Consider the following 13,817-nt stretch of genomic DNA (forward strand, 5'->3'; position numbering starts at 1 on the left):
ATGTCGAACAAAGATGAGACGCCCAGCGATCTGATTCGCGCGCGGGACGTGGGCGGGTTCGACATCTGGTCGTTGCCCAGCTTCGATCCGCATGTGCCGGAGCCCGAACCCGAGCCTGTGGAAGAACTGCCGGCGGAAATGGAAGAAGTGCCGCTGGAGGAAGTCCAGCCGCTGACCCTGGAAGAGTTGGAAAGCATCCGCCAGGAGGCCTACAACGAAGGGTTTGCCGCTGGCGAAAAAGATGGTTTTCGCAGCGCCACGCTCAAGGTCCGCCAGGAAGCCGAGGTCGCCTTGAGCGTCAAGCTGGCCAGCCTCGAACGCCTGATGGGCAGCCTGTTCGAGCCCATCGCCGAGCAGGATTCGCAGATCGAAAAAGCCATGGTCGGGCTGGTCGAGCACATCGCCCGTCAGGTGATCCAGCGTGAGCTGGTGCTGGACTCCAGCCAGATCGAAAGCGTCATGCGCGAAGCCCTCAAGCTGCTGCCCCTGGGCGTCGGCAATGTGCGGCTGCACATCAACCCGCAGGATTTCGAACAGGTCAAAGCCCTGCGCGAGCGCCATGAAGAAACCTGGCGCATCGTCGAAGACGCTGATCTGCAGCCCGGTGGTTGCCGCGTCGAGACCGAATACAGCCGCATCGACGCCACCGTGGAAACGCGCATCAGCCAGATCATGGCCCAACTGCTGGATCAGGTCCACGAGCAGCTCCTGAACCCGGCCGAACCGGACATGAGCGTGGACCTGGACGCCGCCGATGCGCCTTGATCGCACCAGCTTCGCCAAGCGCCTGGGCGGTTACATCGAGGCCACCGGGTTGCCCGGCCAGCCGATTCTCGAAGGGCGCCTGCTGCGCATGGTCGGCCTGACCCTCGAAGCCGAAGGCCTGCGCGCCGCCATGGGCAGCCGCTGCCTGGTGATCAACGACGACAGCTACCACCCGGTGCAGGTCGAAGCCGAAGTCATGGGCTTTTCCGGCAGCAAGATTTTCCTCATGCCCGTTGGCAGCCTGGCGGGCATCGCTCCCGGTGCCCGCGTGGTGCCGCTGGCCGATACCGGCCGCCTGCCCATGGGCATGAGCATGCTCGGCCGCGTGCTGGACGGCGCCGGGCGCGCGCTGGACGGCAAGGGCGGCATGAAGGCCGAAGACTGGGTGCCGATGGACGGCCCCACCATCAACCCGCTCAAGCGCAACCCGATCAGCCAGCCGCTGGACGTGGGCATTCGCAGCATCAACGGTTTATTGACGGTCGGCCGCGGCCAGCGTCTGGGCCTGTTCGCCGGTACCGGCGTGGGTAAGTCGGTGTTGCTCGGCATGATGACCCGCTTTACCGAGGCCGACATCATTGTGGTGGGGCTGATCGGCGAACGGGGCCGGGAAGTGAAGGAGTTCATCGAGCACAGCCTCGGTGAAGAAGGCCTCAAGCGTTCGGTGGTGGTGGCCTCCCCGGCGGACGATGCGCCGCTGATGCGTTTGCGCGCGGCCATGTACTGCACGCGCATCGCCGAATATTTTCGCGATAAGGGCAAGAACGTCCTGTTGCTGATGGACTCCCTCACGCGTTTCGCCCAGGCCCAGCGGGAAATCGCCCTGGCCATCGGCGAGCCGCCGGCCACCAAGGGGTATCCGCCGTCGGTGTTCGCCAAGCTGCCCAAGCTGGTCGAGCGCGCCGGTAATGCCGAGGCGGGCGGGGGCTCGATCACCGCGTTCTACACCGTGTTGTCTGAAGGCGATGACCAGCAGGACCCGATCGCCGACTCGGCGCGCGGCGTGCTCGACGGTCACATCGTGCTGTCGCGGCGCCTGGCGGAAGAGGGGCACTACCCGGCGATCGACATCGAAGCCTCCATCAGCCGGGTGATGCCATCGGTGGTCACGCCCGAGCATATGGCCCGCGCCCAGCAGTTCAAGCAGCTGTGGTCGCGCTACCAGCAGAGTCGCGACCTGATCAGCGTCGGCGCCTATGTGGCCGGTGGCGATCGTGAGACCGACCTGGCGATTGCCCTGCAACCGCAATTGGTCACCTACCTGCGCCAGGGCCTCAACGACAACATCAGCATGGGCGAAAGCGAAGCACACCTGCAGTCCATCTTCGCCCCCGCGCCAGGCGGCTAAGCCATGGCCAGCAGCCGCTCCTCACGCCTGGCCCCGGTGGTGGACATGGCCGAAAAGGCCGAAAAAACCGCGGTCCAGCGCCTGGGTTACTTCCAGGGCCAGGTGCGCCTGGCAGAAAGCAAGCTCGGCGACCTGGAGCGCTTTCGCGGCGAGTACCAGCAGCAGTGGATCGAGCGCGGCACCAAAGGCGTGTCCGGCCAGTGGCTGATGGGCTACCAGGGCTTTCTCAACCAACTTGAGACTGCCGTCGGCCAGCAGCGCCAGAGCCTGGCCTGGCACCAGAACAACCTCGACAAGGCCCGCGAGAGCTGGCAGCAGGCGTATGCCCGGGTCGAAGGCTTGCGCAAGCTGGTGCAGCGCTATATCGACGAAGCGCGGGCGATCGAGGATAAGCGCGAGCAGAAGCTGCTCGACGAGTTGTCCCAGCGCCTGCCGCGGCAGAATCCCTACTAGCGCCAGACCCGCTGTTCAATGTGGGAGGGGGGCTTTCCCATATTTGATTCGTCGTGTTGCCCATAGCCCATTCGCCTGCTACACCTTCTATCTAGACCCATGACAAGGAAGCAGTCACATGTCAGTCGTGTCAGAAGTATCCCTGGATGGGACGAAGTTGACGATTGCAATCAAAGGCCGGTTCGATTTCGGCAGCCACCAGATCTTTCGTGAAGCCTACGAGCGTTTCTACAAGGTGCCGGACGTGTATGTGGTCGACCTGAAGGAAACCACCTACATGGACAGTTCCGCCCTGGGCATGCTCCTGCTGCTGCGCGATCATGCCGGGGGTGATGATGCGGAAGTCCAGGTGATCAACATCAGCTCCGACGTGCGCAAGATCCTCGCGATATCCAACTTCGATAAACTGTTCGATATCAATTGAGCGCTCTGGCTCCGGTCCTCGAACCGCTGACCGTCCTGATCGCCGAAGACAGCGCCACCGACTTGCTGTTGCTGTCGACCATCATCCGGCGCCAGGGCCACCAAGTGCTCACCGCCAGCAACGGTGTGGAAGCGGTCGACCTGTTCGCCCGCGAACGCCCGCAACTGGTGTTGATGGACGCCCTGATGCCGGTGATGGATGGCTTTGAGGCTGCGCGCCGGATCAAGCAACTGGCGGGCGAAGCCCTGGTGCCGATCATCTTCCTCACCTCCCTGCGCCAAAGCGAAGCCCTGGCCGAATGCCTGGATGCCGGTGGCGATGACTTCTTGCCCAAGCCCTACAACCCGCTGATCCTCGCGGCCAAGATCAATGCGATGGACCGCCTGCGCCGCCTGCAGGCCACGGTATTGCAGCAGCGCGACCTGATCGCCAAGCACCACGACTACCTGCTGCATGAGCAACGCGTGGCCAAGGCGGTGTTCGACAAGGTTGCCCATTCCGGCTGTATCAACGCAGCGCCGAACATCCGTTACCTGCAATCGCCGTATGCGCTGTTCAACGGTGACTTGTTGTTGGCGGCCTACACGCCGGCGGGTGATATGCATGTGCTGCTCGGCGATTTCACCGGGCATGGCCTGCCGGCGGCGGTCGGCGCGATGCCGTTGGCGGAAGTGTTCTACGGCATGACGGCCAAGGGCTACGGGCTGACGCAGATCCTGCGGGAGATGAACGCCAAGCTCAAACGCATCCTGCCGGTGGACATGTTCTGCTGCGCCGCGCTGTTGTGCCTGAGCACGCAGCGGCGCGTGGTGGAGGTCTGGAATGGCGGCATGCCTGATGGCTATGTACATGAAGTCGCCACCGGCAAGCGGACACCGTTGGTGTCACGGCATTTGCCGTTGGGTGTGCTGTCGGCGCAGGCGTTCGAGGACCATACCGAAGTCTGGCCGATGGCCCTGGGCGACCGCGTGTTTCTGCTCTCCGACGGCGTACTGGACACCGCCGACGCCAACGAACAGCTGTTCGGCGCCGAGCGCTTGCAGCAGGTGTTTGCCGCCAATCGCGAGCCCGACCGCCTGTTCGAGGATATCGAGCAGGCTCTGGCGGCGTTTCGCGGTGAGGTGCGGGATGATGTGAGCATGGTCGAAATCACCCTGCAGGCCGGCCAGTCGATGCGCGCGACGGGGCCGTTGTACGCCGACAGCGGCCAGTCGTGCCCGTTGGATTGGTCGGTGGGTTTTGAATTCCGCGCCGAGACCCTCAAGCGTTACAACCCGCTGCCCTATCTGTTGCAACTGCTGCTCGAGATCCACGGCCTGCGCGAGCAGAGCGGGGCGCTCTACAGCGTGATGGCCGAGCTGTATTCCAACGCCCTCGAGCATGGCGTGCTGGGCCTGGACTCGCGGCTCAAGCGCGATGCCAAAGGGTTCGCGCAGTATTACCGCGAGCGCAACGAACGGCTGATGCAGCTCAACAGCGGTTATGTGCGCGTGCAGGTGCAGGTGGCGCCCACCGTTACCGGCGGCAGGATGAGCTTGCGCATCGAAGACAGCGGCCCCGGGTTCGATGTGGAACAGGTACTGGCGCGCCCGCTGGATGTCGACCGTCTGTCCGGTCGCGGCTTGAGCCTGGTACGGCAACTGAGCAGCGATGTACGCTGGTCCGACGGCGGGCGTAGTGTCTGCGTGGAGGTTTGCTGGGAGGCTCTGGCATAATCCGCCGATTCTTGATCAAGGAGCGAACAAGTGGTTGAGGTTCATCTGGACCCGGACGTGTTATCGGGTTTGCAGGAAGTCATGGAAGGCGAGTACCCCAAGTTGCTCGATACCTTTCTCGATGATTCGCAAAAGCGCGTCGAAGCGCTGCGCAAGGCGCGCGACGATGCCAAGGCATTGGCGCTTATCGCCCATAGTTTCAAGGGCAGCAGTGGCAACCTCGGGGCGGTGCGGTTGGCGCACTTGTGCCAGCGCCTGGAGGTTGAGTCCGTCGAGGCGGCGGCGGACCTGGGGGCCTTGGTCGATCAGATTGATCATGAGTTTGCGCTGGTCAAGCCGCTGTATGAGTCGGAGCGCCAGCGCTTCCAGCTTTAATTTCAGGCGCGGGACGGCTTTTCGATAGGAGCTGGCCCGACTCTTGCTCTATCTCCTGATACTGCATCCCCGATCCCCATGCAGTGGAGACCTTACCTATGCCAGTCGCCCCTAATTCGCTCCTTCAGGCTGCCTCCGCGGCCAAGCCTCAAGCGCCTGCCGCCAATCCACCGGCGGCGGCTGCGGAGCCACGGGATAAGGGCCCTGGCTTTGCTCAGGTGTTCGCCAGCCAAGGTTCGAAGCCCTCGGCCAAGGCCGACGACAACTCGGCCAAACCCACGCGCGACAAGCCTGCCGACGCGAGCGCCAAGCCTGTCGCGAACAACGATAAACCTGCCGCCGGTACGCCAGCGGTTGCCGATAGCGGCAAACCCTTGCCTGCCGAGCCGCCGGCCAAGCCGGCCGACAGCGCCAGCAGTGATCAAACTCCGCCCGCCGACCCGGCCCTGGCGCAGCAGCCTGCGGCAGACCCGACGGTTGCGCCGGTGGTTGACCCTGCGTTGATTGTCACGGTCGCGCCAGTTGCTGTGCCGGTGGAAACGCCAGCCCCGGCCGCCGCCAAGGATGACAAGGCCCAGCCGCTGGTCACGACGCCGTTGGCAGCGACCGATGCGGCCAAGCCAGCCTTCGATCCCGCGGCCGACCCTCTGGACGCCCTGCCGGCGGTACGCCTGGCGATGGAGCAGGGCGGCCATGTGTCGGCTAGCAGCCAGACGCCGCAGAAAGCCGCGCCGACGTCCCAGGACCAGCCGACTGTCGCGCAGAACTTCGCCACGGGCCTGGCTAACATGGTGGATCAGCAAGCCAGCAAGGACAGCACCGACCGGGGTGGCGACAAAGCCTTTGGCGGGTTGATCGAAGAAGGCCTCAAGGATTTGAAGGGCGCCAGCAGCGACACCCGTGTCGATGACTTCGCCAACCGCCTGGCCGCGCTGACCCAGGCCGCCACGCCGAAAACCGCCAACGCGTTGCCGCCGGTGACCAACGCACCGCTGGCCATGCACCAGAGCGGCTGGACCGAGGAAATCGTCAACCGCGTGATGTACCTGTCCAGCGCCAACCTCAAGTCGGCGGAGATCCAGCTGCAACCGGCCGAACTCGGGCGCCTGGATATCAAGGTCAACATGACAGCGGACCAGCAGGCCCAGGTCACGTTCATGAGCGGTCACGCCGTGGTGCGTGACGCGCTGGAAAGCCAGTCCGGCCGGTTGCGCGAGATGTTCGCCCAGCAGGGCATGGGGCAGGTCGACGTCAACGTGTCCGACCAATCCCGCGGCTGGCAGGGCCAGGGTCAGGGCCAACAGCAACAGAACCAGGCGAACGGTGTCAGTGGCCGTGGCGGTCGGGGTGACAACGGCGACGTTGCCGATCACGCCGAAGTGGCAGCGGCCGTCGCGCCGGTGACGTCCACCGTGATCGGCTCCAGCGCCGTCGACTACTACGCCTGATTCAGGGCCAACACCGGCCTGAGTGTGGGAGGGGGCTTGCCCCTGATGATCACGACCATTAAGCCTGGCCTGAGTCGATCGCAATCCAAAGGTGGGAGGGGGGCTTGCCCCCGATGGCGGTGTGCCCGTCAACGGATCGGTCGACTGGAACTCCGCCATCGGGGCAAGCCCCCTCCCACAATGGATCTGTGGCATGGCCGCTGTCCTGCTCTGCCTGACAACTCTGGCATAACACTTGCTCTTGCCTTTCCGTAGATCTATGAATCCCCGAATAGTGACGGATTATTGGCATGGCGAAGAGCGACGACGCAGCAAAAGCACCTGCAGGCAAGGGTAAGCTCAAGCTTATCCTGTTGATTGTCCTGGCCCTGGTCCTGGCCATCGGCGCCTCTGTGGGCGGCACTTGGTACATCATGCACAGCAGTGCGAGCAAACCGGCGCCCGCCGCCGAAACTGCCAGTAACGTCAAGCAACCGGCAATCTTCGAACCGATGCTTCCGGCCTTTGTCGCCAACTTCAACCAGAACGGTCGTCAACGCTACCTGCAGGTGAGCATCACCTTGCTGGCGCGTAACCAGGCAGACCTCGATGCGCTCAAGGTGCATATGCCGGTGATCCGCAACAACCTGGTGATGTTGTTTTCCGCGCAAAGCTTCGACAACCTGGCCACCCCGGTGGGCCAGGAAATGCTGCGCCAGAAGGTCACTGCCAGCGTGCAGGAAGTGGCCCAGAAAGAGCTCGGCAAAGTGGTGGTCGAGCAGGCGCTCTTCACTAATTTCGTATTGCAGTAGGATCACCACATGGCCGTGCAAGACCTGCTGTCCCAGGATGAAATCGATGCGCTGCTGCATGGCGTGGACGATGGTCTGGTACAGACCGAAACGGCTGCCGAACCCGGCAGCGTCAAAAGTTATGACCTGACCAGCCAGGATCGCATCGTCCGTGGACGCATGCCGACCCTGGAAATGATCAACGAGCGTTTCGCCCGTTACACCCGCATCAGCATGTTCAACATGCTGCGCCGCTCGGCGGACGTGGCGGTGGGCGGCGTGCAGGTGATGAAGTTCGGTGAATACGTACACTCGCTGTACGTGCCTACCAGCCTCAACCTGGTCAAGATCAAGCCATTGCGCGGCACGGCGTTGTTCATCCTCGACGCCAAACTGGTGTTCAAGCTGGTGGACAACTTCTTCGGCGGCGACGGCCGTCACGCCAAGATCGAAGGCCGGGAATTCACCCCCACGGAACTGCGGGTGGTGCGGATGGTGCTGGAGCAGGCCTTCATCGACTTGAAGGAAGCCTGGCAGGCGATCATGGAAGTCAACTTCGAGTACATCAACTCGGAAGTGAACCCGGCCATGGCCAACATCGTCGGCCCCAGCGAAGCGATTGTGGTGTCGACGTTCCACATCGAACTCGATGGCGGTGGCGGTGACCTGCACGTGACCATGCCGTACTCGATGATCGAGCCGGTGCGCGAAATGCTCGATGCCGGCTTCCAGTCCGACCTCGACGATCAGGATGAACGCTGGGTCAAGGCCCTGCGCGAAGACCTGCTGGACGTCGACGTGCCGCTGAGCGCCACCGTGGCGCGTCGTCAGTTGCGCCTGCGGGATATCTTGCACATGCAACCGGGCGACGTGATTCCCGTCGAGTTGCCGGAAGAACTGATCATGCGCGCCAACGGCGTGCCGTCGTTCAAGGTCAAGCTCGGTTCCCACAAGGGCAACCTGGCGCTGCAAGTGGTGGAGCCGATCAACCGGCGTTGAGTCACCCGTATTGATGCACCCCTATTTATGAATGTTTGCTCCGCCGAGGACATGTAATGGCTACCGAACACGAAAACACTTCCGCCGAAGACCAGGCCCTGGCCGACGAATGGGCTGCGGCCCTGGAAGAAACCGGCGATGTCGGCCAGGACGATATCGACGCGCTGCTGGCGGCCGATGCCTCTACTGCGCCAGCCAGTAACCGCCTGCCCATGGAAGAATTCGGCAGCGTGCCGAAGAACAACGACCCGGTGAGCCTCGACGGCCCGAACCTGGACGTGATTCTCGACATCCCGGTGTCGATCTCCATGGAAGTCGGCAGCACCGACATCAACATCCGCAACCTGCTGCAGCTCAACCAGGGCTCGGTGATCGAGCTTGACCGCCTGGCCGGCGAGCCGCTGGACGTGCTGGTCAACGGCACGCTGATCGCCCATGGCGAAGTGGTGGTGGTCAACGAAAAGTTCGGCATTCGCCTGACCGACGTGATCAGCCCGAGCGAACGCATCAAGAAGCTGCGCTGACATGAAGTATTCGATGGCGGGACTGTTGCTGGCGCTGCCATTGAGCGCCCTCGCGGCCGAGCCGGTCGCGCAGGCGGCCGCGGCGGCGGCACCGGTGGTGAGCAGCGGTATCGGCGGTCAGTTGACCCAACTGGTACTGGGCCTGCTGCTGGTGGTCGGGCTGATTTTTGTGCTGGCCTGGCTGATGCGTCGGGTGCAGAACATTGGCCCGGGCAACGCCCAGGTCATCGAGATGATCGGCTCGCGCGCCCTCGGCCCGCGTGACCGGCTGGTGCTGGTGCAGGTGGGCGAGGAACAGATCCTGCTGGGCCTTACCCCCGGCCGCATCACCCCGCTGCATGTGCTCAAGACCCCGGTCAACGTCGCCCCGACCCAAGCCGCCACGCCAGAATTCGCCCAACGCCTGATGGAGTTGCTGGGCAAGGATCAGAAGGATAAGAAGTAATGCGCGTTTTATTGACGCTCATGCTGTGGCTGGCCGCGCCATTGGCGTTCGCCGCCGACCCGTTGTCGATCCCGGCGATTACGCTCGGCACCAACGCGGCCGGGGCCCAGGAGTATTCGGTCAGCCTGCAGATCCTGCTGATCATGACGGCGCTGAGTTTTATCCCGGCGTTTGTCATGCTGATGACCAGCTTCACCCGCATCATTATCGTGTTCTCGATCCTGCGTCAGGCCCTGGGTCTGCAACAGACGCCATCGAACCAGATCCTCACCGGCATGGCGCTGTTCTTGACGCTGTTCATCATGGCGCCGGTCTTCGACAAGGTGAACCAGCAAGCCCTGCAGCCTTACCTCGCGGAAAAGCTCACGGCGCAAGACGCCATCGACAAGGCCCAAGGCCCGATCAAAGACTTCATGCTGTCGCAGACCCGCTCCAGCGACCTTGAGCTGTTCATGCGCCTGTCCAAGCGCACCGACATCGCCACGCCGGACCAGGCGCCGCTGACGATCCTGGTGCCGGCGTTCGTCACCTCGGAACTGAAGACGGCGTTCCAGATCGGTTTCATGATCTTTATCCCGTTCCTGATCATCGACCTGGTGGTGGCGAGCGTGCTGATGGCCATGGGGATGATGATGCTGTCGCCGCTGATCATCTCGTTGCCGTTCAAGATCATGCTGTTTGTGCTGGTGGACGGCTGGGCACTGATCATCGGCACGTTGGCCAGCAGTTTCGGCGGAGTGTAGGGCTATGACCCCAGAAGTTGCCGTCGACCTGTTCCGTGAAGCGTTGTGGCTGACCACGATGATGGTTGCCGTGCTGGTGGTGCCGAGCCTATTGGTCGGCCTGTTGGTGGCGATGTTCCAGGCCGCGACCCAGATCAACGAACAAACCCTGAGCTTCCTGCCGCGCCTGCTGGTGATGCTGGTCACCCTGATCGTCGCCGGCCCGTGGCTGGTGCAAACCTTCATGGAATATATCCTGCAGCTGTACGGCAGTATTCCGCAGTTGATCGGCTGACCGCATGCAATCGCTGCTGGCGTTGACCGACACCCAGATCAGCACCTGGGTGGCGTCGTTTATCTTGCCGCTGTTCCGGGTCACGGCGGTGCTGATGAGCATGCCGGTGTTTGGTACCACCCTGGTACCACGGCGTATCCGCCTGTACTTCGCGGTGGCGATCACCGTGGTGCTGGTGCCGGGCTTGCCGCCGATGCCTGCGGTCAATGCGCTGGACCTCAGTGCGCTGATGCTGATTGCCGAGCAGATCCTGATCGGCTCGCTGCTGGGTTTCTCTCTGCAACTGTTCTTCCAGGCATTCGTGATCGCCGGGCAAATCATCTCGATCCAGATGGGTATGGGTTTTGCGTCGATGGTCGACCCCACCAACGGCGTGTCGGCGGCGGTGATCGGGCAGTTCCTGACCATGCTGGTGACCTTGATGTTCCTGGCCATGAATGGCCATCTGGTGGTGTTCGAGGTGCTGACCGAAAGTTTCACCACCTTGCCGGTCGGCTCGGGGTTGGTGGTCAATCACTTCTGGGAACTGGTGGGGCGCCTCAGTTGGGTGTTGGGCGCTTCGCTGTTGCTGGTGCTGCCGGCGATCACCGCGCTGCTGGTGGTCAACATCGCGTTTGGGGTGATGACCCGCGCGGCGCCGCAGTTGAATATCTTCTCTATCGGTTTCCCGTTGACCCTGGTGCTGGGCATGGGGATTTTCTGGGTCGGCATGGCCGACATTCTCAATCAGTATCAACCGCTGGCGAGCGACGCCTTGCAGTTCTTACGTGATCTGGCACGGGCGCGCTGAGCCATGGCCGAGAGCGAGAGTGGTCAGGACAAAACAGAAGACCCCACGGAGAAACGTAAAAAGGACTCCCGGGAAAAGGGCGAGATTGCCCGCTCCAAAGAGCTCAACACCGTTGCGACGATGATGGCCGGTGCCGGCGCCTTGCTGATCTACGGCGGCGGCCTGGCGCTCGACCTGATGGAGTTGATGAAACTCAACTTCAGCCTGCCCCGTGAAGTGCTGCTCAGCCCCGGCGCCATGGGGCAGTACCTGCTGCATTCGGGGAAAATCGCGATCCTGGCCGTGCAGCCGATTTTGATCACCTTGCTCCTGGCCGCGCTGATCGGCCCCGTCGCCCTTGGCGGCTGGCTGTTCGCCGCGAGCAGCATGGCGCCAAAATTCAGCCGCATGAACCCGGCAGCGGGGCTCAAGCGCATGTTTTCCACCAAGGCGTTGGTGGAACTGCTCAAGGCCCTGGCCAAGTTCATCCTGATTCTGTTCGTGGCCTTGGTGGTATTGTCCTCCGACATCGATGACCTGCTGCGCATCGCCCATGAGCCGCTGGAGTCGGCGATCATCCACAGTGTGCAAGTGGTGGGCTGGAGTGCGTTGTGGATGGCCGCCGGGCTGATCCTGATCGCCGCCGTGGATGCGCCGATCCAGCTGTGGGAAAGCCACAAGAAACTGCTGATGACCAAGCAGGAAGTGCGCGACGAACACAAGGACCAGGAAGGCCGCCCCGAGGTCAAGCAGCGCATTCGCCAACTGCAGCGCGAAATGTCCCAGCGCAAGATGATGGCTTCGGTGCCCGACGCCGACGTGGTGATCACCAACCCGACCCACTACGCCGTGGCTCTCAAGTACGACCCGGAGAAGGGCGGCGCGCCGATGCTGCTGGCCAAGGGCAGCGACTTCACTGCGCTGAAAATCCGCGAAATCGCCGTGGCCAACGACATCCTGTTGCTGGAGTCGCCGGAGCTGGCGCGTTCGATCTTCTACTCCACCGACCTCGACCAGGAAATCCCCGCCGGGCTGTACCTGGCCGTGGCCCAGGTATTGGCCTACGTCTACCAGATCCGCCAGTACCGTGCGGGCAAAGGCAAGCGCCCCGATCCGCTCAAGGACCTGCCGATTCCGCCGGATTTGCGGCGCGATTCCTGACCAACTGTTCAAATTGGCACCGTGCCATTCGTCGTAAACCTTCCTGACCTGTCAACTTTGACAGTCGTCACTTTCGCCTTCTCGCGGTTCTATTGCCTCAGGTACTGCGAAGTAAAATGCCGGGAGTGGGGCGATGCAGCTATTCACAGGCCGGGTTAAGTCTTATGACCAGCAGACCGGATTGGGTTCGATTGCGTTGGATAGTGGGGGAGACGATGTGTTGGTAGATCTGTGCAGTTCGGATGGATGCCTGCTTTCGGAGGGGCAGAAAGTGCAGTTTTGGATGATCCATCGACCGGCGGGCATCTATGCATGCGACATTCAACTGATCTGACGACACCTGTGTAAGTTCTTAATTGAAGTGTACGGAGAACGGCCATGGCAACGGGCACTGTGAAATGGTTTAACGCGGAGAAGGGGTTTGGTTTTATTTCTCCCGACGACGGCAGCACGGACGTGTTTGTCCACTATTCAGCAATCACCGGCACCGGTTTCAAAAGTTTGGAAGAAAATCAAAAAGTGGAATACGACGTGACGCAGGGCCAAAAAGGCCCGCAGGCCGAGAATGTGCGTCCTGTATAAAGATCGCCACTGATAGCATCCCTTCGCCGCGCCCCTCAGCGCTCTGCCCCCTTGAAGCAAAAGTTGATCGTTCCCACCGGCGGGAACGATCACTGGGTTGGATGCCCGTGATCCTTCCAGATTAAAGGCGAAGTCGCAGGTCAGGGCGTGGGCGCGAGCCAGGGTTTCGGTGAGGTTGACCAGCAGGTCTTCGGTGCTGATGCCGTCGATGAGGGTGAACAGCACGGTGGGTGGGGTATTGGTGCCGAGCGGGGGATTTGGGGTTGGTTTAACCATTGTGACGCTCCTGATTTAAGTGGAGCTGCCACTGATCGCCGCGATGCGATGGGGTGGCAGCTGTACGCAGGTTCGCGGACCGGAATCAGGAAACCGGCATACCCGAAGGTATCCCGCGCGCAGCCACCATAGCGCCGCACAGTAGACGATAAAAAAACGTCAACTGAAAGCGGACAATGGCACTTTGCGCCTGAATTTACATGGGCCGCGACGCCCGCCCGCTGCGTGTGCAGCGAAGTACGGAGACTAGAGAGCGAGTTTCCTAGGAGCAACCTCAAACACTTGTCGGAAGTTTCTGTTTTTACAAACACCTAGCCGAACGGTCAGTTGTTTGGTCCTTCATCATTCAGCAGCCTCTTCCTGGCGCCACTCCCGGCGCGATCCCCTCTGCACGACTCAACACCACGATGGAGTGTGAGGCCTCTGCACGCAAAAAAAAGGAAGTGACATGAACAGCTCCGATAACACACTGATCAGCAGCCTGCAAAACCTGGATCAGGTGGTGGAGTACGCGGGCGACGATGGCCTCCCTGGTCTTCTACAGCCTGGATGTCGCGTGGAGAGCCAGATGTGAAGCGCTACAACATCACCACTGGCGCGACGACCACGGCGGGCGGCGAAGTGATCAGTGGCCTGGAGCGCACCAGCTTCAACGGCCAAATGATCGCCAGGGAGGGTGACCGGGTCGCTTGTCCGGCATGCGGCACTGAAGGCGTCATCGCGCTCGTTGGGCCTCACCTGCACGA

Annotated in this window: 18 protein-coding genes and 1 pseudogene; 18 read left to right on the forward strand and 1 reads right to left on the reverse strand. The window is 62.2% G+C overall.

The genetic code is table 11. From position 1 onward, the window contains the following. The 16 genes from fliH to INT12_RS04110 all read left to right on the forward strand — a co-directional run bounded on the left by fliH (position 1) and on the right by INT12_RS04110 (position 12,795). On the forward strand, positions 1 to 765 hold the full coding sequence (gene fliH, locus INT12_RS04030; protein ID WP_017845379.1) for a flagellar assembly protein FliH: 765 nt from the start codon (positions 1 to 3) through the stop codon (positions 763 to 765). Further along, the gene (gene fliI / locus INT12_RS04035; RefSeq protein WP_017845380.1) at positions 755 to 2,113 is read left to right on the forward strand and encodes a flagellar protein export ATPase FliI; all 1,359 of its coding nucleotides are present in this window, start codon (positions 755 to 757) and stop codon (positions 2,111 to 2,113) included. Before fliH ends, fliI begins: the two co-directional genes overlap by 11 nt. Positions 2,114 to 2,116: 3 nt before the next feature. Continuing rightward, entirely contained in the window at positions 2,117 to 2,566 is a 450-nt protein-coding gene (fliJ, locus tag INT12_RS04040; protein ID WP_017845381.1) for a flagellar export protein FliJ, read from the forward strand. 118 nt (positions 2,567 to 2,684) lie between these two features. Beyond that, entirely contained in the window at positions 2,685 to 2,990 is a 306-nt protein-coding gene (locus tag INT12_RS04045; protein ID WP_017845382.1) for an STAS domain-containing protein, read from the forward strand. After that, positions 2,987 to 4,705 (forward strand): fused response regulator/phosphatase, encoded by a 1,719-nt coding sequence (locus INT12_RS04050; protein ID WP_193058766.1) that lies wholly within the window; start codon positions 2,987 to 2,989, stop codon positions 4,703 to 4,705. The genes INT12_RS04045 and INT12_RS04050 overlap by 4 nt, the downstream gene beginning before the upstream one ends. A 30-nt stretch (positions 4,706 to 4,735) precedes the next feature. Continuing rightward, a complete protein-coding gene (locus INT12_RS04055; RefSeq protein ID WP_017845384.1) occupies positions 4,736 to 5,080 on the forward strand; it encodes an Hpt domain-containing protein in 345 nt (114 codons plus the stop codon). A gap of 98 nt (positions 5,081 to 5,178) precedes the next feature. Further along, positions 5,179 to 6,528, forward strand: coding sequence for a flagellar hook-length control protein FliK (locus tag INT12_RS04060; RefSeq protein ID WP_193040764.1), 1,350 nt, complete (start codon positions 5,179 to 5,181; stop codon positions 6,526 to 6,528). 290 nt (positions 6,529 to 6,818) lie between these two features. Then, entirely contained in the window at positions 6,819 to 7,319 is a 501-nt protein-coding gene (fliL, locus tag INT12_RS04065; protein ID WP_017845386.1) for a flagellar basal body-associated protein FliL, read from the forward strand. Between the two features lie 9 nt (positions 7,320 to 7,328). Then, a complete protein-coding gene (gene fliM, locus INT12_RS04070) occupies positions 7,329 to 8,297 on the forward strand; it encodes a flagellar motor switch protein FliM (RefSeq protein ID WP_017845387.1) in 969 nt (322 codons plus the stop codon). Positions 8,298 to 8,353: 56 nt separating this feature from the next. Continuing rightward, the gene (fliN, locus tag INT12_RS04075; protein ID WP_017845388.1) at positions 8,354 to 8,821 is read left to right on the forward strand and encodes a flagellar motor switch protein FliN; all 468 of its coding nucleotides are present in this window, start codon (positions 8,354 to 8,356) and stop codon (positions 8,819 to 8,821) included. A gap of 1 nt (position 8,822) precedes the next feature. Next, positions 8,823 to 9,266, forward strand: coding sequence for a flagellar biosynthetic protein FliO (gene fliO / locus INT12_RS04080; protein ID WP_026139822.1), 444 nt, complete (start codon positions 8,823 to 8,825; stop codon positions 9,264 to 9,266). Beyond that, positions 9,266 to 10,009 (forward strand): flagellar type III secretion system pore protein FliP, encoded by a 744-nt coding sequence (gene fliP / locus INT12_RS04085; RefSeq protein WP_017845390.1) that lies wholly within the window; start codon positions 9,266 to 9,268, stop codon positions 10,007 to 10,009. The genes fliO and fliP overlap by 1 nt, the downstream gene beginning before the upstream one ends. Before the next feature lie 4 nt (positions 10,010 to 10,013). Beyond that, complete coding sequence (gene fliQ, locus INT12_RS04090; protein ID WP_003175300.1) at positions 10,014 to 10,283, forward strand: flagellar biosynthesis protein FliQ; 270 nt, start codon at positions 10,014 to 10,016, stop codon at positions 10,281 to 10,283. A gap of 4 nt (positions 10,284 to 10,287) precedes the next feature. Beyond that, positions 10,288 to 11,073 (forward strand): flagellar biosynthetic protein FliR, encoded by a 786-nt coding sequence (gene fliR, locus INT12_RS04095; protein ID WP_017845391.1) that lies wholly within the window; start codon positions 10,288 to 10,290, stop codon positions 11,071 to 11,073. Positions 11,074 to 11,076: 3 nt separating this feature from the next. Next, complete coding sequence (gene flhB, locus INT12_RS04100; RefSeq protein WP_017845392.1) at positions 11,077 to 12,213, forward strand: flagellar biosynthesis protein FlhB; 1,137 nt, start codon at positions 11,077 to 11,079, stop codon at positions 12,211 to 12,213. A gap of 378 nt (positions 12,214 to 12,591) precedes the next feature. After that, positions 12,592 to 12,795, forward strand: coding sequence for a cold-shock protein (locus INT12_RS04110; RefSeq protein ID WP_017845394.1), 204 nt, complete (start codon positions 12,592 to 12,594; stop codon positions 12,793 to 12,795). A gap of 105 nt (positions 12,796 to 12,900) precedes the next feature. Here INT12_RS04110 and INT12_RS31855 read toward each other — a convergent pair. Beyond that, positions 12,901 to 13,071, reverse strand: a pseudogene (locus tag INT12_RS31855) (DUF6124 family protein); the annotation flags it as partial. A gap of 448 nt (positions 13,072 to 13,519) precedes the next feature. Here INT12_RS31855 and INT12_RS31620 point away from each other — a divergent pair. Together INT12_RS31620 and INT12_RS04115 are read left to right on the forward strand one after the other, a co-directional pair. Continuing rightward, positions 13,520 to 13,645: a hypothetical protein gene (locus INT12_RS31620; RefSeq protein ID WP_017845395.1), complete on the forward strand. Its 126-nt coding sequence runs from the start codon at positions 13,520 to 13,522 to the stop codon at positions 13,643 to 13,645. Beyond that, a partial coding sequence (locus INT12_RS04115; protein WP_226925980.1) for a PAAR domain-containing protein occupies positions 13,621 to 13,817 on the forward strand: 197 nt, incomplete at its 3' end. The genes INT12_RS31620 and INT12_RS04115, both read left to right, overlap by 25 nt.

The sequence above is a fragment of the Pseudomonas sp. K8 genome, from assembly GCF_014889455.1.
GTDB lineage: Bacteria > Pseudomonadota > Gammaproteobacteria > Pseudomonadales > Pseudomonadaceae > Aquipseudomonas > Aquipseudomonas veronii.

Bases quoted from the DNA above. Each gene is read 5' to 3' on its own strand.
- fliL (WP_017845386.1), top strand. From the start codon at position 6,819: ATGGCGAAGAGCGACGACGCAGCAAAAGCACCTGCAGGCAAGGGTAAG.
- fliO (WP_026139822.1), top strand. From the start codon at position 8,823: ATGAAGTATTCGATGGCGGGACTGTTGCTGGCGCTGCCATTGAGCGCC.
- fliH (WP_017845379.1), top strand. From the start codon at position 1: ATGTCGAACAAAGATGAGACGCCCAGCGATCTGATTCGCGCGCGGGAC.
- fliJ (WP_017845381.1), top strand. From the start codon at position 2,117: ATGGCCAGCAGCCGCTCCTCACGCCTGGCCCCGGTGGTGGACATGGCC.
- INT12_RS04045 (WP_017845382.1), top strand. From the start codon at position 2,685: ATGTCAGTCGTGTCAGAAGTATCCCTGGATGGGACGAAGTTGACGATT.
- fliI (WP_017845380.1), top strand. From the start codon at position 755: ATGCGCCTTGATCGCACCAGCTTCGCCAAGCGCCTGGGCGGTTACATC.
- fliQ (WP_003175300.1), top strand. From the start codon at position 10,014: ATGACCCCAGAAGTTGCCGTCGACCTGTTCCGTGAAGCGTTGTGGCTG.
- fliN (WP_017845388.1), top strand. From the start codon at position 8,354: ATGGCTACCGAACACGAAAACACTTCCGCCGAAGACCAGGCCCTGGCC.
- fliM (WP_017845387.1), top strand. From the start codon at position 7,329: ATGGCCGTGCAAGACCTGCTGTCCCAGGATGAAATCGATGCGCTGCTG.
- fliP (WP_017845390.1), top strand. From the start codon at position 9,266: ATGCGCGTTTTATTGACGCTCATGCTGTGGCTGGCCGCGCCATTGGCG.
- INT12_RS04110 (WP_017845394.1), top strand. From the start codon at position 12,592: ATGGCAACGGGCACTGTGAAATGGTTTAACGCGGAGAAGGGGTTTGGT.
- flhB (WP_017845392.1), top strand. From the start codon at position 11,077: ATGGCCGAGAGCGAGAGTGGTCAGGACAAAACAGAAGACCCCACGGAG.
- fliR (WP_017845391.1), top strand. From the start codon at position 10,288: ATGCAATCGCTGCTGGCGTTGACCGACACCCAGATCAGCACCTGGGTG.
- INT12_RS04060 (WP_193040764.1), top strand. From the start codon at position 5,179: ATGCCAGTCGCCCCTAATTCGCTCCTTCAGGCTGCCTCCGCGGCCAAG.
- INT12_RS31620 (WP_017845395.1), top strand. From the start codon at position 13,520: ATGAACAGCTCCGATAACACACTGATCAGCAGCCTGCAAAACCTGGAT.